We start from the raw sequence: 21,800 nt of genomic DNA on the forward strand, positions 1-21,800 counted from the left end.
ATGCGCAGTATCAAGACAGTTCACGTCATCTCCGCCCATGCGGAAGGCGAGGTGGGTGATGTGATCGTGGGCGGCGTCAGGCCGCCGCCGGGCGAGACGATCTGGGAACAGAGCCGTTTCATAGCCCGCGATGAGACCCTGCGCAATTTCGTGCTCAACGAGCCGCGCGGTGGCGTGTTCCGCCACGTCAATCTTCTGGTGCCGCCAAAACATCCTGACGCGGATGCCGCCTTCATCATCATGGAGCCGGAAGATACCCCACCCATGTCGGGCTCCAACTCCATCTGCGTTTCCACCGTGCTTCTGGATGGCGGTATTGTGCCAATGCAGGAGCCGGAAACCCATATGCTGCTTGAAGCGCCAGGCGGGCTTGTGAAGGTGCGTGCCGAATGCCGCAATGGCAAGGCCGAACGCATTTTCGTGCAGAACCTGCCGAGCTTTGCCGCGAAGCTCGATGTAGAACTCGAGGTCGAGGGTCTCGGTACGTTAAAGGTGGATACGGCCTATGGCGGCGACAGTTTCGTCATCGTCGACGCCGAGGCGATGGGCTTCAGCCTGAAGCCGGATGAAGCGCATGAGATTGCACGTCTCGGCGTGCGCATCACCAATGCCGCCAACAAGGCTCTGGGTTTCGAGCATCCCGAAAACCCCGATTGGCGTCATTTTTCCTTCTGCCTATTTGCGGGCAAGGTAGAGCGCACCGCTGAAGGCCTGCGGGCAGGTGCCGCCGTCGCCATCCAGCCGGGCAAGGTGGATCGCTCACCGACCGGTACGGCGCTTTCGGCCCGCATGGCGGTGCTGCATGCACGCGGTGAGATGAAAGAAGGCCAGACGCTGACGGCCGTGTCGCTCATCGGCTCCACCTTTACCGGTCGCATTCTGGGAACGACAACGGTGGGTGACCGCCCGGCCATCCTGCCGGAAATTTCCGGCCGCGGCTGGATCACCGGCATTCACCAGCACATGCTGGATCCTTCCGATCCATGGCCCGAAGGATATCGTCTGACGGACACTTGGGGTGCTCGATAAGGACATACACCGTACTTACCTCATCCCTGTGACCAGCACAGGGATGAGGGAGGGAACTCCTCACCCGCCCACCCGCTTCGTTGTCTCCCTGACGATCAACTCGAACCCGACATCCACCCGCGCACCTTCGGGAACGGCAGCGCCTTTTTCCGCTTCCAATATGGAAAGCAGCAATTCGCCCGCTTTGCGGCCGATCATCTGGGCGTCGACACGGATCGTTGAAATCGCCGGGTAACATTGCCGGCCGATGTCGAAATCGCCGAAGCCGAGGATGGAAATCTGTTCGGGCACGTGAATGCCGCGACGATGACACTCCATCAGTGCGCCGACGGCGGAAATATCGGAGACGGCGAAAATGCCTTCGACATCGGGCGCTTTCGCCAGCAATGAGCCGAGCGTTTTGGCCCCATGGTCGTAGGAGACTGGGGCGCTGCCCTCGCGGATGATGAGGTCGTCGGCAATTCCGGCTTCGCGAAGTGCAGCACCAAAACCTAGCAGACGACTTTCGCCGCGCCAGTCCTTCACATCGCCATCCGCACGCGATCCCAGTGCACCAATTTTCTTAAATCCAAGCGATATCAGATATTTGGCGGCATTTCTTCCCACTTCGTAGTTGGAAAAGCCGACCGCGTGGTCGATGGGATGTTCGGGAACGTCCCAGATTTCCACAATCGGGATGCCGGCGCGCATCAAAACTTCGCTCGCCATCTTGGTATGCACCGTTCCGGCAACGACTATGGCGTCGGGCCGGCGCTCCATCATGGTGCGGATGACGCGCTCCTCCTCCTGCAGATCGTACATGGTATAGCCGATCAGCAGTTGGTAGTCGGCCGCCCGCAGAGCATTAGCGAGCCCCTGTGCGCTGTCGGCGAAGTTGGAGTTGGTGAGCGTCGGCAGGATGGCGGTGATGAAATTGGTGCGCCGGGAGGAAAGTGAACCGGCTATTCTATCCGGAACATAGCCCAGCTTCTCGATGGCCTTCATCACCTTCTGGCGCGTGTCCTCAGACACCAGCGCCGGATCGGCCAGCACCCGCGAAACGGTCATCTTGGAGACGCCCGCGAGTTTCGAGACGTCGCTCATGGTTGCTTTTTTTGACGTGACTAACGCTGCGGCCAAGGGCGTGCGCTCCACCAAAGCATGTCTCCCTGAATTAGAACCGGTTCAGCACAAGACATACACGAAGATATCAAGGGAAAGCACGCCGCATGATTGCAGATCGGTGCGGCGTGCACCGGATTTATGCGATGCGGCGGTAGACGAGGTGATAAAAGCGCCCATCGCACATGCTCATCATCTCGTCGGTCAGCACCCGGCCTTCCAGTCTGACCGGCGAAACCAGCGCTTCTTCCACAGCCTCAATCGACGGATAGTCGATTTCCTGCACCATAATGATGGCAGCCGCGTCCGGGTCCGTACGCTCGGTGCGCATGACGCGCACGGCCTGCGCGTTCGGCATGCGTTTCCAGACCGGCAGAAGCTTTTCCTCGACGATGCGGAAAAACTCCTCCTCCCGACCGGCGTGGATCTTGCCTTCAAAAATTGCCGAGCGTGTATACATGGTTCCCTCCCGAATGAATGCCCGATGCAACAGTTCTGTAGATCGGACTTGCAATGATACCGATAACATGCATTATTGATCCTGCCAAGAACGCGAAATGGTGTCGACCAGAGGAAAATCGATAACCAGCCAAAATCATTGAATTTCATGGAGAATTCTAACGGTTTTGGATCTTCGCGTCTTCTTGGGAGGAGTTTTTTGCAAATCGGGTTTAAATGTTATCGAGAACATTTTTTGGTTTGCGCAAGGGCCGCTGTTCCCGTGCGGACGGCAAATAAAGGGTTGGAGGAGAAACCATGAGCATTTCCAGATTTTTGAAGAACATGACCGTTGCAGTCGGTGTTGCCGCAGCAACGCTTGCTGCCACCACCTCGGCCCATGCCGTCTCGCTCAGCGAGATCACCGCGCGCGGCAAGGTCAAGATCGGCGTTCTCACCGGCGCGCCGCCGATGGGCATGGTGGACGAGAAGGGCAATCCTTCCGGATACGACGTTGATGTCGCCAACCTTATCGGCTCTTACCTGTCGCTGCCGGTCGAGCTGGTGCCGCTGACGCCGCCCGCCCGCATTCCGGCGCTCCAGACTGGCAAGGTCGATTTCCTTGTCGCGACGCTCGCCCCCACCGGTGAACGCGCCAAGACCGTCATGTTCACGCAGCCCTACAGCGCCTTCAACATGGACATCATCTCCGGCAAGGACCAGAAGTTCGAAAATCTCGACAGCCTCAAGGGCAAGCGCGTTTCGGTCAATCGCGGTTCCTCGCAGGAAACTGCGCTGCGCAAGGCCAATGTCGAAGGTCTCGAAATCGTCGTCTACGAAGACGATTCCACCAGCGCCCAGGCTCTGCTTGCCGGTCAGGTGGATGCCGTGGCACTGCCGTCCACGGTGGGTGAGGCGATCATCAAGCAGCGTCCGGAAGCCGGTCTGCAGGTCGGTTTCACCTTCTTCCAGCAGGGCAATTCCATGGCGACGAAGATTGAGGATTTCGAGCTGCGTCAGTGGCTGAACACCTCCATCTATCTCATGAAGATGTCGGGCGATCTCGACCGCATCTCGGTTAAGTGGACCGGCCGTCCGCTGCCGCAACTGCCAAGCTTCTGATTGAGCCATTCAACGCGCCCGCCGGGAGAAATTCCGGCGGGCCGGGAAATGTCCACGGAGTGACGCATGTCCTATACATTTCAATTCGGCGCGCTTGCCCAATATCAGAACGAATTGTTGAGCGGCATATGGCTGACGATCAAGCTATCGGTCCTCTCCATTGTGCTCGGCTGCGCATTCGGCATTCTTTTAGCCTCGCTGCGTTCCATCAATGGCGGCATCGTCCGCATCATCGTGGACGGCTATGTTGAGGTGATCCGCAACACGCCATTTCTGGTGCAGCTTTTCATCGTCTATTTCGGTCTGCCGGGGCTCGGCTTTCGCGTTGGAGCCGATACGGCAGCTCTGATCGGCATGACGATCAATCTTGCCGCCTATTCCACGGAAATCATCCGCGCCGGCATCGAGGCGGTGCACAAGTCTCAGATCGAGGCGGGTGAGGCTCTGGGCTTCACCAAATACCAGATCTATCGTCATGTCATCATCGTGCCTGCTATCGCCAAGGTCTATCCGTCGCTGTGCAGCCAGTTCGTGCTGATGATGCTGGCATCGAGCATATGTTCGGCCATCTCCACCCATGAGCTTGCGGCGGCCGCTGCCTTCGTGGAATCGCAGACCTATCGCTCCTTCGAGGTCTATATCGTCGTCACGCTCATCTATCTTGCGCTGGCGCTCAGCCTGCGGCTCATCCTTGCCCTTGTCGGCATGTGGCTGTTCGGCCGCCGCGTGGCGCGCAAGACGATGACCGCCTTGCCGGAGGTGCAGTCATGACACTCAGAACTTTCGGCTGGAACGAGTTCGGCTTTCTGCTCACCGCCCTGCAATGGACCGTGCTTCTGACGATCATTGCGCTCATCGGCGGCGGCCTCGTCGGTTTCTTCGTGGCGCTTGCCCGCACCTCGGATCTGAAGGCGCTGCGTATCGCTGCCGGCACCTATATCCAGGTCATCCAGGGCATTCCGGTGCTGATGATCCTGTTCCTGTCCTATTACGGCCTAAGCCTTGCCGGACTTGAACTGCCACCACTGATTGCCGCCGGCGCATCGATGACGATCTATACGTCGGGTTATCTCGCAGAAATCTGGCGCGGCTGCATCCAGGCGGTGCCGAAGCAGCAATGGGAAGCGTCGGAGTCGCTAGCTCTCACCCGCGCCCAGCAATATCGCTACGTCATCCTGCCGCAGGCGATCCGCATTTCCCTGCCGCCGACCGTCGGTTTTGCCGTTCAGGTCGTCAAGAATACGTCCATCGCATCGATCATCGGTTTCGTCGAACTGGCGAGAGCGGGGCAGCTCATCAACAATGCCACGTTCCAGCCGTTCCGCGTCTTCGTCGCGGTGGCCGTGCTTTATTTCATCGTCTGCTACCCGTTGTCCCAGCTATCGCGTTGGCTGGAAAGGAGGCTTCATGCCGGAAGTAATCGTTGAAAACGTTCACAAGAGCTTTGGCGCTCTGGAAGTCCTCAAAGGCGTGTCGCTGACGGTCGGCCGTGGTGAAGTTTTCGCCCTCATCGGCCGCTCCGGCTCGGGCAAGAGCACGCTGCTGCGCTGCATGAACGGGCTGGAGAAGATAAATTCGGGCCGCATCGAAATCGCCGGCCATGCGCTGGGCGGAGATGCCACGGCGCTGCGCAAGCTGCGCACCGATGTCGGTATCGTGTTCCAGAGCTACAATCTTTTCCCGCATCTGACGGTTGGCGAAAACATCATGCTCGCTCCGCGCATCGTCAAGGACGTGGCAAAGTCGGAAACGAAGGACATTGCCCGCGAGGTTCTGCAACTCGTCGGCCTGTCGGAGAAATTCGATTCCTATCCCGACCAACTTTCGGGCGGCCAGCAGCAGCGCGTGGCGATTGCCCGCTCGCTTGCCATGCGGCCGAAGGTGATGCTGTTCGACGAGGTGACCTCTGCACTCGATCCCGAACTGACGGAAGAAGTGCTGACGGTCATGGAAAACCTCGCCAAGGGCGGCATGACCATGATCCTTGTTACCCATGAAATGGCCTTTGCACGCCGAGTGGCGACCGAAACCATCTTCATGCACAAGGGCAAGATCTGGGAACAGGGCCGCTCGGCAGAACTCTTCGCCAATCCGCAAACACCGGAACTCCGGCAATTCGTCAAGGCCGATGTGAAATAGCGCCTGATCACAAGGACATATCCATGACTACTGAAATCGTACAACTGTGCCCGCTGATCCCGGCACTGGAACAAGAACTTACGCAGCGCTTCACTGTTCATCGCCTGTTTGAGGCGGCAGACAAGGCGGCGTTCCTTTCTGAAAAGGGTGCTGCAATCCGCGGCGTCGTCACTGGTGGCCATATCGGCCTGCCGGCGGATATCGGCGCCGCACTCCCCAATCTCGAGATCGTCGCCATCAACGGCGTCGGTTTCGACAAGGTGGATCTGGCGGAAGCCAAGCGACGCGGTTTCCGCGTTTCCAACACACCGGATGTTCTGACGGCGGATGTTGCTGACCTCGCGCTCGGTCTTGTTCTGGCGCAGGCGCGCAAGCTGCCGCAGGCTGACCAGCACGTGCGCACGGGGCAATGGCTGAAGGGTGATATGGGTCTTTCCACCCGTGTGGCCGGCCGCCACTACGGCATTTTTGGCCTTGGCCGCATCGGTCAGGCGATCGCCAAAAGGCTGGAAGGCTTTGATGCGCGCATCTCCTACACCGCCAGAAACCGTCGCGACGTTCCCTATGATTATCACGACAGCATCGAGGCGCTTGCCGCCAATTGCGACGTGCTGATCATCGCCGCCGCCGCCACCGCCGAAACGCACCATATCGTCAATGCGGATGTGCTGAAGGCTCTCGGTCCCCAGGGTGTGCTCGTCAACGTGGCGCGTGGTTCGCTGGTGGATGAAAAGGCACTGGTCGAGGCGCTCTCGAGTGGCGCGATCGGTGGCGCAGCGCTTGACGTCTTTGAAGATGAGCCACGTGTGCCGGAGGCCCTTTTCGCCTTCGAAAACGTCACGCTCGCGCCGCATGTCGGCAGCGGCACGCACCAGACCCGGCGCGCCATGGCCGATCTGGTTCTCGCCAATCTCGACGCGCATTTTGCCGGTAAAGAGCTCCCCACACCTGTCGTGTGATGGATAAGCAATTGACGGTTGCAGTCAAACGCTGCAGCCGTTGCAGCTGCATGAGATTGACTAGGAAGTCCTGTAGCTCACGGTTCAGTGCTATGAAGTAATGATCGGGAAAAGCTTGTTTCACGGCGCAGATGCGCCGTGGCTCAATGCCGGCTCAAGGCCGGTATGTCGCAGGAGAGGTTTTGCCTTTGCCGACAATCTGATCGCGCGGTATTTGTCGCGCCATTTCGCTTCAATCCCCCGCCGGCGTTCATATTTATATAATATGTATAATCCTACTATTCTGCTTCCTTATACAGTAACGAGGCGGATAGTTGCGTTCCAAAGGCCCGAAGTCACGCTTGCAGAACCGGCCGCCGCGGACGAAGTCCGATGCGCCGCCATCCGACCGGCATACGCTGCTTGAAGCGATGATCGATCATGTGCCGGATTTCATCTATGCCAAGGACCTGGAAGGCCGCTTCCTTTTCGCCAACCGCGCTATCGTCACCGAAAACGGCTTCGACACAGTCGAGGAACTGATCGGTCTCACCGATTACGATATTAACGGCGATGCGGCGCAGCGTGCCGGCATTCCTGAGACCGAGGCGCGGGTGATGCGCACGGGAGAGCCGGATCTCGGTTTTGAGGAACGCGCAATGCGCGGCGATATCGACCGCTGGCTGATGATGTCGCGCGTGCCGCTTAAGGACAAGAACGGCGCGATCATCGGTGTGGTTGGTGCCTCCAGGGATATTACCCAGAAGAAGGCCTCGGAGCGACTGCTTCAGGCGCAGGCGCATATTCTCGAAATGATTGTTGGGGCGGCACGTATCGAGGATTTTCTCGAAGAATTCGTCAAAGCCATCGAAAACCTTGCTACCGGACTTGCCTGCGCTGTTCGCGTGTTCGATGCCGCGGCCGGCGAACCCTCGGTCTATGCCTCGCCTGCGCTTGCACAGAATGCGGGGGTGGCCGCACTCATCTCCAGCGTCAGCGATCCCGAAAGCCTCACCTATCCCGCCGGTAATGTGGCCTTCAGTTTCGATATTCCGGCCAGCGAAGGCAATGCGCACGGTTTCGTCTGGTGCATGCTGGCGGGCCGCACACCGGATGCGGGGCTTCTGGAGTTCATCGCCGCCGCTGCGCGCATGGCGGGTCTTGCGATCGATCGCAAACGGGCGGCGGAACATATCGCGTTTCTTGCCGATCACGACATGCTGACACGGCTGCCCAATCGCCGCTTTCTGGATACGAGATTGCCGGAAATACTGGCAGCATCGGCAAAAGCGAAGCGGCATGTCGGCATCGGCTTTCTTGATCTCGATAATTTCAAGCAGATCAACGATACGCTCGGCCACAGCGTTGGCGATGCGTTGTTGTCGAAAACGGCTGAGCGCATCGCGCGCAGTCTCGGTCGAAACGATCTGGTGCTGCGGGTGGGCGGGGATGAGTTCGTCATCATTCTGCACAAGCAGAAGGACGATTTCGAAAGCCGCCTGCAACATATCCGGGCTGCGGTCTCGCAGCCGCTGCGCCTCGGCAACTACGATATCAAGGTCACATGCAGCATTGGCATGGCATTTTTCCCGGAGCACGGGGAAACCACGGCGGAAATTGTCGCTGCGGCCGATCTTGCGATGTATGAGGCCAAACATAGCGGGCGAGATGGCATTGCAACCTTCACGCCGCGCATGGCGGATGATCTGAGGAAGAAGTTCACCCGCATCGAGGAATTGCGCAAGGCGGTAGAGAGAGACGAGTTCGTTCTCCACTATCAGCCGCAGGTCGATCTTCTGACCGGTCGCATCAGCGGCGTGGAGGCGCTGGTGCGCTGGCAGCACCCGGTGGAAGGTCTACTCGGCCCCGCGGAATTCATCGGCCTTGCGGAAGAAACCGGCCTCATCGTGGAACTTGGGGAAAGCATTCTGAAGAAAGCCTGCTTTCAGGCGCAGGCATGGTGCAATGCCGGGCTGCCGCCCGTCAAAATGGCGGTCAATATTTCACCCAGGCAATTTCAGGGCGGCCTTGTGGAGCAGATCAGGTCTGCGCTCACGCAATCCGGCCTTGCACCGTCTCTCCTGGAAATCGAGATCACCGAAACTCTCATCATTCAGGATGTGGAAACATCCGTGCGGATTATGCGCGTCATCAAGGCGATGGGCGTCAGCCTGGCACTGGATGATTTCGGCATCGGTTATTCCTGTCTCGGCATGCTCAAGACCTTCCCCCTGTCGTGCATGAAGATAGATCGGTCATTCCTCACCCATCTGCCGGAAAAAACTAAGGACAGCGCCATCGTCTCCATCATGATCCAGCTTGCCGGGTCTCTGGGCATCGATGTCATTGCCGAGGGCGTAGAGACCGGCGAGCAGGCAGCGTTTCTGCGCGCTGCCGGCTGCCCCTATGGGCAGGGTTATTACTTCAGCCGTCCGGTGCAGGCGGATGCGATCGAGGCAATGTTGGGGACTATGACGACTGTCCCTGCCGTCCTGTCCAACAACATCCAATAATTCCCACCTCGGTGGCCTGCCACTAACCGGATTCACCGGGCGCGAATTGGCGGAAGGCACGTTGCGCTGTCTTTGCCGCATAGTGGCGTCCGGAGTGCGGCCATATCACCCTTATTGCGACCCCACACGGCATCAAAAGCCCGCATCCCCTCATCTTCATCCATGACACTTGATGCCTTTCCCAAGCGATTGCGGGATTGGGCGCAAGTTTGTTCTAGTATTATAATTCACAAACATTAGAACTAATTTGTGCAATAACTAAGTAATAAATATCGCAATCACCAAATAAAATATTTATGTATAATATATTAAGCTATTAATTTGTTGTAATTTTACTACGTGATTTGATTGTATGCTTTAAGTGTATTTGTATTCTTTAGATTTGAATTGCGAGTCTCCCGTAGTTTCTGCCATTTGCTGAATCAGCGCAGAGAAGCGGGCGGCAGGGAAAAGACCAGCCCTCAGTTTTGCGCATTCGTTGAAAAATTTTTTGACTGGAGATTAAAAATGAACATCAAGAGCCTCCTCATCGGCTCCGCTGCCGCTCTCGCAGCAGTATCCGGCGCACAGGCCGCTGACGCTATCGTCGCTGCCGAACCCGAGCCCATGGAATATGTTCGCGTTTGCGACGCCTTCGGCACCGGCTTCTTCTACATCCCCGGCACCGAAACCTGCCTGAAGTTCGACGGCTACGTTCGTTTCCAGACCGACTTCGGTCGTAACCAGTCCGGCACGTCTGACTGGGATTCGTTCACGCGTGCCCAGTTTAACGTCGACACCCGCACCGACACCGAGCTCGGCGCTCTGCGCGGCTATTTCGGTCTGCGTGGCCAGGCCGACAACGACACCGACCGTAACGTCGTTCTCGATCAGGCTTTCATCGAACTCAGCGGCCTGAAGGTTGGTTTCTACTACAACTGGTGGGATGACGGTCTCTCCGGCGAGTATGACCAGCTCAGCTCCAACCGCACCCGTCTGAACGCTATCCGTTACACCTACGACGCCGGCTCCTTCTACGTTGGTGCCGCAGCTGAAGAGCTGGAAGGCGCGCGCAAGGGCACGTCCGAGCTTGGCGTTTCAAAGGGCGGCAAGTTCAAGACCAACACGAACGATGTCGGCGTCAGCGCCATCATCGGCGGCAAGTTCGGCGGCGTTAAGGCCAACCTGCTCGGCGCTTACGACACTAACCAGGAAAACGGTGCAATCCGTGCAATCGTCACGGCTGACATCGGTCCGGGCACCCTCGGCCTCTCCGGCGTATGGGCTTCCGGCGCCAACTACTACTACGAAGAATCCGAATGGTCCGTTGCTGCTGAATACGCAATCAAGGCAACTGACAAGCTGACCATCACCCCCGGCTTCCAGTACTTCGGTACGATCGACATCGGTGCTAACAACGACTTCGTTGGCAATCGTGACGCATGGCGCGCTGGCGTTGCCGCTGGCTACAAGATCACCTCCGGTCTTTCCACGCTGGCATCGGTTACCTATCAGGACGTCGACGGCACCAAGGGTGTTAACGGCGGCGGCGACAGCTGGACCGGTTTCGTTCGCCTGCAGCGCGCGTTCTAATAGCCATAAGAAAAAAGCATAAGTCTGGTTAGATAACTCAGATCCACCCCGCTCTTGAGCGGGTGAGTGCTAGCTCCAGTCAAAGTTCCTGGCATAACGTCAGGTTTGCTCCCCGGACCCCTCCAGGCCGGGGAGTTTTTGTTTTGAAGAAGGTTCCGGCAATCTTTTTGTCAACAATCTGGTCGCGCGGATCTGCGAGCCGGTTGGTGTGGCACCGGTTTCCGAAATTAGGTTGCGTTATCGCGGTCCAGTACTGGAGCGGGCGGCTGGGGAGGGTGGACCGGTTCTTCGAAGGTTCGCAACAAACGGCCCCAACCGGGATCATGCATGTGGGCTTCAAGACCGGCACGGGCGGCAAGTGCCAGTGCCTCTTCCTGTCCGAAAGAGAGAGCCGCATCGACGTCGGTCGTCAGAACACGGCCGTTTTCCATCAGCATCTTGCCATCAACGAAAACGGTATCGACATCGCTTCCCAGAACTTGATGCACCAAACGGTGCACCGGCATCCACATCGGCATCAGATGTGGCTTGCGCATGTCGATAATGACGACATCGGCCTTTTTGCCAATTTCGAGCGAGCCGATTTCATCTTCCATGCCGATGGCATGGGCGGCGTCGATGGTGATCATTTCGAATATCTTGCCCGGCGGCAGCAGGTAGCGATCGTGATTGTGCAGCAGGTGTTGCGTGAACTGTGCAAGTCGGGCGGTCTGGAGCATATCGAAGTGACGGCTGGGTGCCGCGCCGTCGGTGGTGATGGCGACTCGAATCCCCTTGGACATCATTTCCATGATCGGCGTTGAGCGGCCCGGCGGGGCGTGGGTCACGCGCGTGCCGGTTTCCGCCAGAATGTCGATCTCTTCATGCGAGATGCCCCAGCAGTGCTGGAGGTGGATATCCGGGCCGAGAAGCGCATTTTCCTTATCCTGAAACGCCATGCGGATTTGTCCCGCAAATGCATCCGAATGCAGTCTGACGCCCATTTTCCGGGCCGTTTCGCGAATGCGGCGCGCTTGCATGCGGTCGTTTTCCGTCAGTTTCACCGCCTGGTCGGGGCTTGAAGCGTTGGAGGGTTCCACCGAGGGAACGATGGTAAAGGGTGTCAGGAAAACACTGATGCGTCCGTCTGCCATTCCGTTCAGGGCCTCGATCGTGGCTTCGCTGCCCTCGATCATTTCCTCGAAGCTTACATTGCGGCGCTCCGGAGAGCCGCTTTCCCATCGGGTCACCGGGTGCGGCCAGGGCAGGCCGGAAGGTCCAACGCAGATGATTTCACGAAGCCCGATCTCGTCATAAGCGCGGGCGTGGTTGATGGCAAAGACGGGGTCGTCGGCGCGTGGCATCGAGGTGATGATACTGGCACCGGTCGTCACGCCGGCGCGCAGCCGCTCGATGCCGGAGACCAGGCCGTCCGCATACCAGTAATCGCGTGTGACGTAGTGGTAGTAGGTCGGCGTCACGACCTTCATCCACATGGCGTTGGTGTCGGCCGCAATGCTGCGGATGAGGGCGTGCCCTGCATGGCCATGGGCGTCAATGAGGCCGGGAATGATGAGTTTTCCCCGGCAATCTATGATCTGCTTGTCGGTGTGACGTGGCGCCAGCTCCGCTGCTGTACCGATGTCGACAATACGGTCGCCCTGAATGGCAAGGCCACAATCCTCGATGATGCGTCTTTCACGATCCACCGTCACCATCGTGCCGTGCAGCAGCAGAAAATTCCCCATTTCGTCCTCTCCCTCATTGAAGTGTAGCTTGTATCCAGAACCTCGCGATTTTGGATACGATAATTGTCAACAATATTATTGACAATACGGCTGTGCGAAACAATACTCCGCCTTGTCCGGCCGGTAGGTCTGCCGGCTATCCAATGATTTATAAAAAGGGGGGATCAAATGTCCCGAATTAGAAGTTTCGTTCTGGCCGCCATGGCCGCCGCCGCCATTGCCGTTCCCGCAAACGCAGAAACCTTGCGTTGGGGCGGCCGCGCGGATCTCTACTCGCTTGATCCGTATTCGGTGCCTTCCACCTCCAACCTCGCCTTTCTCAATCATATCTATGAAGGGCTGGTGCGTTACGGGCCGGACTTCAAGATCGAGCCGGCGCTTGCGACGGAGTGGAAACTTGTTGATGAAAAAACATGGCGTTTCACCCTGCGCAAAGGTGTGAAGTTCCATGATGGTGCTGATTTTACCGCTGACGACGTTGTTGCATCCTTCACGCGCGCTTCGGATGCCACCTCGCCATTGCGCGGCAATATTCCGGTTTTTGCGGGCGTTAAGAAGGTCGATGATTACACCGTCGATCTGAACGTCACCGCGCCAACCTCGCTTTTCCTCAACGACATCACCAATATCTTCATCTTCAACGCCAAGTGGTTGAAAGATAACAACAGCGAAAAGCCGACCGACTTCGCTTCCAAGGTCGATGGCTACACGACGATGCATACCAACGGCACCGGCCCGTTCAAGCTTGATAGCCGTGTTCCTGATAGCAAGACGGTTCTTGTCGCCAACGATGCCTGGTGGGATCAGAAAAAACACAATCTCGATCGCATCGAATTCGTGCCGATTGCCTCGGCCGCAACCCGCGTTGCAGCTTTGCTCTCCGGCGAAATCGACCTGATCGATTCCGCACCGATCCAGGATCTGCCGCGTCTGGAATCCTCGCCCAACATCACGGTGAAGAAGCGCACCGAGCTGCGCACGCTGTTCATCGGCTTCAATCGCCGCGAAAAGCTGGAAGACGGCAAGCCTAACCCGTTCAACGATCTTCGCGTTCGCCAGGCATTCGAGGCGTCGATCGATCGTGATCTCATCAACAAGAAGGTCATGCGCGATCTTGCAAGACCGTCCGGCTCGCTTATTGCGCCTGAGATTGCGGGTTACGCCAAGTCGCTTGATACCTATCAGCCCGCCGATCCGGCAAAGGCGCAGAAGCTGCTTGCCGATGCGGGGATGAAGAACCTTGCATTCACCTATACCTGCATGAATGACGAGAGCATCAACGAGGAAGACATCTGCTCCGGCGTTGCCAACATGCTCAAGCGCGGCGGTTTCCAGCCGACAATCGACATCGCTCCGCGTTCGGTACAGTCTCCCAAGCGCAATGGTGGCAAGGCCGATGTCTTCAACCTCAGCTGGGCGAACGAGCCGACGCTCGATGCCTTCTCGTTCCTGTCGCAGATCCTGTCGACCCGCAAGGGCGCGATGGGCGTATCCAACTATGGCGGCTGGTCTAACCCCGAGATCGACAAGCTGGTGGATCAGGCAGCACACGAGCAGGACAATACCAAGCGTCTCGCGCTTGAAGAAGCTGCATTGAAAATCGCCAAGGACGAGACGATGCTTGTTCCGCTGCACCAGCAGCCCATCGCCTGGGCCATGCTCGGAAAGGTCAAGAGCGTTGATTTCCGCGCCGACAACAAACCGCGCCACTGGCTGACGCAGGTCGGCAAGTAATCCGGAATATCAGGGAGGCGTTGGGCATTTCGCTTAACGCCTCCCTGAATGCTCCGCTGCCGGTGCAATTGTTGACAATGTTACGGGCGCATGCGGCCCGTGCCCCGTCTCTTGCAAAAATGGGCGAACCTGCCTGCCTTTTGGCCACGGGTTTGCATCCGAGAGGTTACAATGCTGGTTTTCATCATCAAGCGTATGGGAAATGCCATTCTGGTCATGCTTTCCGTCGCGCTTATTGCATTTCTCATTTTCAGGCTTGCGGGAGACCCCGTCGAGCTGATGGTGGGGGAGCAGACATCGCAGGAAGATCGCGCCGCGTTGCGTGAGCGCCTTGGTCTTAACGACAGTCTGCCAACGCAATATCTGCGGTTTGTCAAAGATGCCGCCCAGGGCAATTTCGGCGTTTCCTATCGCAACGGCCAGCAGGTGCTGCCGCTGATCGCGGAGCGGTTTCCAGCCACGCTGGAACTGGTTCTGGTGGCCACGATCATATCGCTGGTCGTCGGCCTGCCGCTCGGGGTGCTGACGGCGATCAGGCGCGGAAAGTGGTATACGGAGGGCCTGCAATTCCTGTCGATTGTCGGCGTCTCGCTGCCAAGCTTCGTTGTCGGCATTCTGCTTATTCTCGTCTTTTCGGTCAGCCTCGGCTGGGCGCCGGCCTTTGGTCGCGGTGATGTCGTGCAGCTCGGCTGGTGGTCCACCGGCCTGCTCACCTCATCGGGGCGTGCCGCACTCATTCTGCCTGCCATCGCGCTCTCGCTTTACCAGATCACGCTCGTCATGCGTCTGGTCCGCGCCGAGATGCTGGAGGTGCTGCGGTCCGATTTCGTGAAATTCGCCCGTGCACGCGGCATTCCCCGCTGGCGCATCTATTTCCGCCATGCGCTGCGAAACTGTCTTATGCCTGTTGTGACGCTGACGACGATGAATGTCGGTTCGCTCATCGCTTTTGCGCTCATCACCGAGACGGTGTTTCAGTGGCCGGGCATGGGCATGCTGTTCATACAGGCGGTGACGTTTCTCGATATCCCCGTCATGGCGGCCTATCTCTGCATCATTTCCTTCATCTTCGTTGTCCTCAACACGTTCGTCGACATTGCCTATGCGGTGATCGATCCGCGTCTGCGCACTGCGCGCTAACCGAAGGGAGCCGGTTTCATGGCCACAGACCTTCCGCAAACGGCAAAACCTGCCCGCCCGTCGCTCATCAAGCGCATACGCAACAGCGATCTCTACTGGTCGTTCAGCCACAGCAGATCGGCGAAGATCAGCGCGCTGATCCTTGCAGTCCTCATCCTCGCCGCCGTTTTCGCGCCCCTGATCGCACCGCAGAACCCCTATGACGGCGCTTCGCTCGACATGTGGAAGGCCGAACTGCCGCCGGTGTGGCAGGAGGGCGGCGAATGGCCATTTCTGCTCGGCACGGATACGCAAGGGCGCGACATGCTCTCCGCTATCCTCTACGGCACGCGCATATCGATCGTCATCGGCGTCGCCTCGGTCGCGCTTTCCTTGGTCATCGGCATGACTGCCGGGCTTGTCGCCGGTTACTTCGGCGGTTTTGCCGATAATCTCCTGATGCGCATCGGCGATATCACGCTCTCCATTCCGACAATTCTGGTGGCAATTCTCGTCTCCACGGTCGTCAGGCAGATGCTGCCGGACAATCTTCGCGAGGTCGGCGCATCTGCCGTGCTCATTCTCGCCATCGCGCTTTCCGCCTGGGTGCAATATGCGCGCACCGTGCGTGCCCAGGCGATAGTCGAAACCGGCAAGGACTATGTGCAGGCAGCGAAGCTGATCGGCGTTCCCGCGCGCCGCATCATGGCAAACCATATTCTGCCCAATACGCTGACGCCGATCATGGTTGCCGCCACGCTCAACTTCGGCATGGCGATCCTGACCGAAGCGACGTTGTCGTTCCTCGGCATCGGCATGCCACCCAGCCAGCCGTCGCTCGGAACGCTGATCCGCATCGGCAACCAGTTCCTGTTTTCCGGTTCCTGGTGGATCGTGTTGTTTCCCGTTTTCCAGCTCTGCCTGCTCGTCGTCACCGTCAACCTTCTGGGTGACTGGCTGCGCGATGCGCTCAATCCGAAACTGAGGTGAGTTCCATGCACGATCTTTTGCTCCGCAACGTCAGGCCCATGGCGGGCGACACCTGCGATATTCTGGTAAGACAGGGAAAGATTGCCGGTTTTGGAAAGTTCGAGGCCGAACCCGGCATGCCGGTCGAGGATGGCAACGGCGCAATCGTCGCGCCCGGCCTCATCGATGCTCACACCCATCTCGACAAGACGACATGGGGCATGCCCTGGCATGAGAACAACCGCGCCGCCATCCTGCGCGGGCGGATCGATTTCGAGCGCGAGAACCGCACCCAGATCGGTATCGATCCACACCGCCAGTCCATGCGCCACGCCATCGGCCTTGCTGCAAACGGCGGCACGCATATCCGCAGCCATGTGGATATCGACCCGACCCACGGCCTGAAGCTTGTCGAAGGCATATGGGAAACACGTGAGAAGCTGAAAGGCATCATCGACATCGAGGTCGTTGCCTTCCCGCAGTCCGGCGTCATGGTCATGCCCGGCACGGTGGAGCTGCTGGACGAGGCCTTGAAACAGGGTTGCGAAGTCCTTGGCGGCATCGATCCCTGCGGCATCGATCGCGATCCCAAAGGCCAGCTCGATATCCTCTTTCAACTCGCGGTCAAGCACGGCGTGCCGATCGACATTCATCTGCATGAGGCTGCCGATCTCGGCGCCTTTACGATGGAGCTGATCTTCGAGCGTATTCGTGCCAATGGCATGGAAGGCAAGGTCGCAATCAGCCACGCCTTTGCGCTGGGCATGAATGATTACATCAGGGTCGGCAAGCTGATCGATGAGATCGCCCGGCTCGATGTGGCGATCCTGACGACGGGCGCGCCCTCGGCAACCGTGCCGTCGATCATGCGGCTGAAGGAAGCCGGCGTTCGCGTTGGCGGCGGTTGTGACGGCATTCGCGATACCTGGGGACCGTGGGGCCAGCCGGATATGCTCGACCGGGCCAAGATCATCGGCATGAAGAACGGCTTGCGCTCGGATATCGAGCTTGCGCATGTCCTCCATGTCGTCTCACAGGGCGGTGCCGATGTCATGGGCCTCAAGGATTACGGTCTTGAGGTTGGCTGTGCCGCAGACTTCACGCTTCTGACCGGCGAAACATTGGCCCATGCCGTTGTCGATGTCGCGCCGCGGCCTCTGGTCGTAAAGGGCGGACGCGTGACCGCCAGAGGCGGCAAGGCCGTGGTGGAGGCATCATGATGAGCAATCCGCTACAGTCTATCGCTCTCGGTGAACGCCCCTCCGGTCGCACGCTGCTCACCGCAAGCTGGGTGGTCGGTCATAAGGACGGGTCTCACCGGCTGTTGAAAAACGGCGAAGTGGTTTTCGAGAACGGCGAAATCCTTTTTGTCGGGCATGGCTTTCCGGGCGAGGTCGCACGCCGCGTCGATTTCGGCAATGCCCTGATCAGCCCCGGCCTGATCGACCTAGATGCGCTTTCCGATTTCGATACGACTATTTTGGGGATCGACAATCACCCCGGCTGGGCGAAGGGCCGTGTATGGCCGCGCTCCTATGTCGAGGCCGGTCCTTACGAGATGTATTCAGAGGATGAGCTTGCCTTCCAGAAACGTTTCGCCTTTGGCCAGCTTCTCCTCAACGGCATCACCACGGCGGCACCCATTGCCTCGCTGTTTTATCGTGAATGGGGAGAAACGGTCGCTGAATTCGAGGCTGCGGCCGATGCTGCCGGCGAACTTGGTCTCCGGGTCTATCTCAGCCCCGCCTTCCGCTCCGGCGGCATGGTGCTGGAAGAGCCGGGGCGCATGGTGCCAGTGTTCGATGAGGAACGCGGTCTTCAGGGGCTGAAGGAAGCCGTGTCGTTCATCGAACGGCAGACCGGAAGGCACGGTGATCTCGTCCGCGGCCTTCTCGCACCTGATAGGGTTGAAACATCGACGCTCACCCTACTCGAAAGAACCGATGCGGCCGCCCGTGATCTCGGCTGCAAATTCCGGCTGCACATGGCGCAGGGCACCATGGAGATCGATACGGTTCGCAAGCTGCATGGCTCGACTGCACCGGTGTGGCTCGCCAAGGCAGGCCTGTTGAGCGACCGCCTTATCGCGCCGCATGCCACCAATGCGACGGACGAAGATCTGGCGCTCTACGCGGAAAATGGCGTGTCGATCGTCCACTGTCCGCTGGTTTCTGCCAGAAGCGGCAGTACGCTGTCGTCCTTCTCCGCCTGCCGACGGCTTGGAATAAACATCGCGATGGGCACCGATACGGCGCCCGCCGACATGCTGATGAACCTGCTTGTCGGTCTCATCACCTGCCGCATCAATGACGGTGCTCCAGATAAGGTCCGCTCGGCCGATCTGTTCGACGCCGCCACACTCGGCGGCGCTCGGGCGCTGGGCCGGTCTGATCTCGGGCATCTTTCCAAGGGTGCGCGCGCCGATATCGCGGTCTTCGATCTCGATGACACGGTGATGGCGCCAAGCCTCGATCCGATCACGACTGTTGTCACCGGCGGTTCGGGCAAAATCACGCGCGCCGTGTTTGTCGATGGCCGTCTCTCCATGCGGGAAAGACAGGTCGCGAACATCGATATGGCGAGCGCCCGCATTCAAGCGCAGGCGCAGTTCGATGGGCTGATCGCGAAATATCCCGAGCGAAGCTGGGCCAATCCGCCCGTTTCGGAAATCTTCCCCCCGAGCTACCCGGTGGAGGTGAATACCAATGGATGACATGAACCAGTCGGTTATTGATGTCCGCAATTTGAAAGTCGAGTTTCCCGGCCGTCGCGGAACGGTGACGGCTCTTTCGGACATCAGCCTTTCCATCCGCCCCGGCGAAATCCTCGGTGTGGTCGGGGAGTCCGGTGCCGGAAAATCCATGACCGGCCTTGCGATACAGGGCCTGCTCGAAAAACCGGGCCGCATCGCGGATGGCGAAATATGGCTTGGGTCGCGTCGTATCGATCAACTCGATGACAGGGCGATGGAAAGCATCCGTGGCCGGGAAATCGGCGCGATCTTTCAGGATCCGCTCACCTCACTCAATCCGCTGTTCACGGTTGGCGCGCAGCTTGTCGAGACGATCCGCCAGCATCTGCCGCTTTCGAAAAGGGATGCAAAGGCACGCGCAGTCCAGCTTTTGCGTGATGTCGGTATTCCATCTCCGGAAGAGCGCGTCGATCACCATCCGCATCAATTCTCCGGCGGCATGCGTCAGCGCGTCGTCATAGCGCTCGCACTTGCGGCGTCGCCGAAACTGATCATCGCCGATGAACCGACGACGGCGCTTGACGTGTCAATCCAGGCGCAGATCATCTCGCTGCTGCGCAAGCTCTGCAAGGAAAAGCAGACGGCCGTCATGCTGGTCACCCATGATATGGGCGTTATTGCCGAAGCGGCCGACCGCGTTGCCGTGCTTTATGCCGGCAGGTTGATAGAGGTGGGGCCGGTCGAACAGGTTCTCCATGCGCCTAGGCACCCCTATACGCAGGGCCTGATGGCCTCCATTCCTTCGCTCGGCGCGCGAGTGGAACGGCTCAACCAGATCGACGGGGCCATGCCGCGTCTCGACGCCATCCCGCCCGGATGCGCCTTCAATCCGCGCTGCGGGTTCTCAGGACCGCGCTGTCTTCGCGAGCGGCCGGAACTGGAAGCGGTGGGTGATGGCGCCAGCGCTTGCTGGATGAATGCAGGAGGTACAGCATGAACACGCCCGCGCAAAAAACACCCGCATTGACGGTCAAGGGCCTCACCAAGACCTTCGATGTCTCTGCCCCATGGCTCAATCGGGTCATCGAGCGGAAGCCCCGGCAATTCGTCCAGGCCGTGAACGACATCGATTTTACGGTTCCGGCGGGCGGCTGTCTCAGCATCGTGGGGGAAAGCGGCTGCGGCAAGTCCACGGTTGCCCGTCTGGTGACCGGGCTGTTCCGGCCAAGTGCGGGTGATTTCCACTTCGCCAAGGGTCGCAAGGATACGCCACTTTCGGCGCAGATGATCTTTCAGGATCCCTATGCCTCGCTCAATCCGCGCTGGCGGGTGAAGAATATCATTGCCGAACCCATCCGCGAACTGAAACTTCGTGCGACCCGGGCCGAGACCATGGAACGGGTGGAGGAACTGTTGCTGACGGTTGGTCTGTCTGCTTCGGACGGCGAAAAGTTTCCGCATGAATTTTCAGGCGGCCAGCGCCAGCGCATCTCGATTGCCCGCGCTTTGGCGAGCGAGCCCGAGTTTCTGGTCTGTGACGAGCCGACATCGGCACTCGATGTATCGGTGCAGGCGCAGGTGCTGAACCTGATGCGACGCCTTCAGGACGAGCTGGGGCTGACCTATCTGTTCATCAGCCACGACATGAGCGTGGTTCGCCACATGTCGGACCGCATTGCGGTCATGTATCTTGGCCGCATCGTGGAGGAGGGCGACACGGAGGAGCTGTTTGCCCGCCCGCGTCACCCCTATACCCAGCTTCTGCTGCAGACCATTCCCAATATCGACGCGCCGCGCCGTGACCGGGAACTGGTTGCCGGTGAAGTTCCAAGCCCGCTCAAACCGCCATCGGGATGCACGTTTCATCCGCGTTGCCCGCTTGCAACGGCGCGCTGTTCGGCGGAGGTGCCAAAGGTGCGCACGCTTGCCAGCGGCACACGTGTCGCCTGCCATCTGGTGGCGGACGAAGAAGATCTGGTTGTGAAGGAAAGAGAACTCGTCTGAGCGTCGGGTCAGGCGAGCGCGGCGCGCAGATCGTGGGAAAGGTCGCGGATTTCGCTGAGATCGAGTTCCGCTTCCACATGTTCCAGATGGTGGGTCATCAGATGCGTGGCTTTCGCCGGGTCGTTATTGGCAATCGCATCGACGATTTCCGCATGCTCGTCCGGTCCGCAATTGAAGCGGTCGGTGTTGCGGTAAACGGCGGTGATGAGGGAGGAACGCGAAATGAGGTCGCGCATGGTGGTGAACAGGAAATCGGAACCGGCCGTTTCCGCCAGCAGCAGATGGAACCCGCCGGAGAGCTTGATGATATCGGTGGTGATGTTGTGAGCATTGGCCACACGCTCCTTGGCGACATGGTCGCGAAGCCGTTTCAGATCGGCCTTGTTGGCCGATTTGCACAGACGTTCAACGACACATTGCTCCACGGTGCGACGCACGAAGAACACGTCTCTGGCTTCTTCGACCGATGGTTTCGAAACGAACGCGCCCCGATTGGGAACGATGGTGACGAGACCGTCGCGCTCCAGAACGGACAGGGCCTGACGGATACGTGCACGGCTGACGCTGAAAATTGTCGCCAGTTGTTCTTCCTTCAACTGCACGCCGGGACGCAGCCGCCGCTCAGCGATGGACAGCCAGACTTTCTCGACAATTTGCTGTGTGGACTGGCCGTTCTGCTCGGTCATTTGTTCGCTCTCCATTA

At 58.9% G+C, this 21,800-nt stretch carries 19 protein-coding genes; 15 read left to right on the top strand and 4 right to left on the bottom strand.

Annotated elements, in window-relative coordinates; translation table 11 throughout:
* Positions 1-1,029 (top strand): trans-3-hydroxy-L-proline dehydratase, encoded by a 1,029-nt coding sequence (locus tag CRP02_RS11525; RefSeq protein ID WP_025594919.1) that lies wholly within the window; start codon positions 1-3, stop codon positions 1,027-1,029.
* 60 nt (positions 1,030-1,089) lie between these two features.
* Here CRP02_RS11525 and CRP02_RS11530 read toward each other — a convergent pair whose 3' ends face one another.
* Positions 1,090-2,112 (bottom strand): LacI family DNA-binding transcriptional regulator, encoded by a 1,023-nt coding sequence (locus CRP02_RS11530; RefSeq protein WP_004431317.1) that lies wholly within the window; start codon positions 2,110-2,112, stop codon positions 1,090-1,092.
* A 157-nt stretch (positions 2,113-2,269) separates the two neighbouring features.
* Positions 2,270-2,590 (bottom strand): hypothetical protein, encoded by a 321-nt coding sequence (locus CRP02_RS11535; protein WP_004431319.1) that lies wholly within the window; start codon positions 2,588-2,590, stop codon positions 2,270-2,272.
* A gap of 296 nt (positions 2,591-2,886) precedes the next feature.
* Between CRP02_RS11535 and CRP02_RS11540 the strand changes: the two genes are divergently transcribed.
* The 7 genes from CRP02_RS11540 to CRP02_RS11570 all read left to right on the top strand — a co-directional run bounded on the left by CRP02_RS11540 (position 2,887) and on the right by CRP02_RS11570 (position 10,852).
* Positions 2,887-3,690, top strand: coding sequence for a transporter substrate-binding domain-containing protein (locus CRP02_RS11540; RefSeq protein WP_004431321.1), 804 nt, complete (start codon positions 2,887-2,889; stop codon positions 3,688-3,690).
* A gap of 66 nt (positions 3,691-3,756) precedes the next feature.
* On the top strand, positions 3,757-4,461 hold the full coding sequence (locus CRP02_RS11545; RefSeq protein WP_004431329.1) for an amino acid ABC transporter permease: 705 nt from the start codon (positions 3,757-3,759) through the stop codon (positions 4,459-4,461).
* Positions 4,458-5,117, top strand: a complete 660-nt coding sequence (locus tag CRP02_RS11550; RefSeq protein ID WP_003505666.1) for an amino acid ABC transporter permease — start codon at positions 4,458-4,460, stop codon at positions 5,115-5,117. Before CRP02_RS11545 ends, CRP02_RS11550 begins: the two co-directional genes overlap by 4 nt.
* Positions 5,098-5,829, top strand: a complete 732-nt coding sequence (locus CRP02_RS11555; RefSeq protein ID WP_004431334.1) for an amino acid ABC transporter ATP-binding protein — start codon at positions 5,098-5,100, stop codon at positions 5,827-5,829. Before CRP02_RS11550 ends, CRP02_RS11555 begins: the two co-directional genes overlap by 20 nt.
* A 23-nt stretch (positions 5,830-5,852) precedes the next feature.
* Entirely contained in the window at positions 5,853-6,788 is a 936-nt protein-coding gene (locus CRP02_RS11560) for a 2-hydroxyacid dehydrogenase (protein ID WP_097171135.1), read from the top strand.
* A 341-nt stretch (positions 6,789-7,129) separates the two neighbouring features.
* Entirely contained in the window at positions 7,130-9,280 is a 2,151-nt protein-coding gene (locus CRP02_RS11565; protein WP_097171335.1) for a GGDEF and EAL domain-containing protein, read from the top strand.
* Between the two features lie 507 nt (positions 9,281-9,787).
* Entirely contained in the window at positions 9,788-10,852 is a 1,065-nt protein-coding gene (locus tag CRP02_RS11570) for a porin (RefSeq protein ID WP_097171136.1), read from the top strand.
* 227 nt (positions 10,853-11,079) lie between these two features.
* On the opposite strand, the gene CRP02_RS11575 is transcribed toward CRP02_RS11570, so the two are convergent.
* Entirely contained in the window at positions 11,080-12,579 is a 1,500-nt protein-coding gene (locus CRP02_RS11575; protein WP_097171137.1) for an amidohydrolase family protein, read from the bottom strand.
* 168 nt (positions 12,580-12,747) lie between these two features.
* Here CRP02_RS11575 and CRP02_RS11580 point away from each other — a divergent pair, with 168 nt between their 5' ends.
* The 7 genes from CRP02_RS11580 (at position 12,748) to CRP02_RS11610 (ending at position 21,097) form a co-directional block, all read left to right on the top strand.
* Positions 12,748-14,313, top strand: a complete 1,566-nt coding sequence (locus CRP02_RS11580; protein ID WP_097171138.1) for an ABC transporter substrate-binding protein — start codon at positions 12,748-12,750, stop codon at positions 14,311-14,313.
* 171 nt (positions 14,314-14,484) lie between these two features.
* Positions 14,485-15,453 carry an ABC transporter permease gene (locus CRP02_RS11585; protein WP_004431345.1) on the top strand — a complete coding sequence of 323 codons (969 nt, stop codon included), beginning with the start codon at positions 14,485-14,487 and terminating at the stop codon, positions 15,451-15,453.
* 18 nt (positions 15,454-15,471) lie between these two features.
* Positions 15,472-16,422, top strand: coding sequence for an ABC transporter permease (locus CRP02_RS11590; RefSeq protein WP_025594911.1), 951 nt, complete (start codon positions 15,472-15,474; stop codon positions 16,420-16,422).
* Between the two features lie 5 nt (positions 16,423-16,427).
* On the top strand, positions 16,428-17,621 hold the full coding sequence (locus tag CRP02_RS11595) for an amidohydrolase family protein (protein WP_097171139.1): 1,194 nt from the start codon (positions 16,428-16,430) through the stop codon (positions 17,619-17,621).
* Entirely contained in the window at positions 17,621-19,114 is a 1,494-nt protein-coding gene (locus tag CRP02_RS11600) for an amidohydrolase family protein (protein WP_097171140.1), read from the top strand. Before CRP02_RS11595 ends, CRP02_RS11600 begins: the two co-directional genes overlap by 1 nt.
* Entirely contained in the window at positions 19,107-20,090 is a 984-nt protein-coding gene (locus CRP02_RS11605; RefSeq protein ID WP_004431353.1) for an ABC transporter ATP-binding protein, read from the top strand. The genes CRP02_RS11600 and CRP02_RS11605 overlap by 8 nt, the downstream gene beginning before the upstream one ends.
* Positions 20,087-21,097, top strand: a complete 1,011-nt coding sequence (locus tag CRP02_RS11610) for an ABC transporter ATP-binding protein (RefSeq protein WP_097171141.1) — start codon at positions 20,087-20,089, stop codon at positions 21,095-21,097. Before CRP02_RS11605 ends, CRP02_RS11610 begins: the two co-directional genes overlap by 4 nt.
* Positions 21,098-21,105: 8 nt before the next feature.
* Here the strand turns inward: CRP02_RS11610 and CRP02_RS11615 are convergent, their stop codons facing one another.
* A complete protein-coding gene (locus CRP02_RS11615; protein ID WP_097171142.1) occupies positions 21,106-21,783 on the bottom strand; it encodes a GntR family transcriptional regulator in 678 nt (225 codons plus the stop codon).
* Positions 21,784-21,800 lie beyond the last annotated feature (17 nt).

Source organism: Rhizobium sp. AN5 (assembly GCF_900215255.1).
Classification (GTDB): domain Bacteria; phylum Pseudomonadota; class Alphaproteobacteria; order Rhizobiales; family Rhizobiaceae; genus Agrobacterium; species Agrobacterium tumefaciens.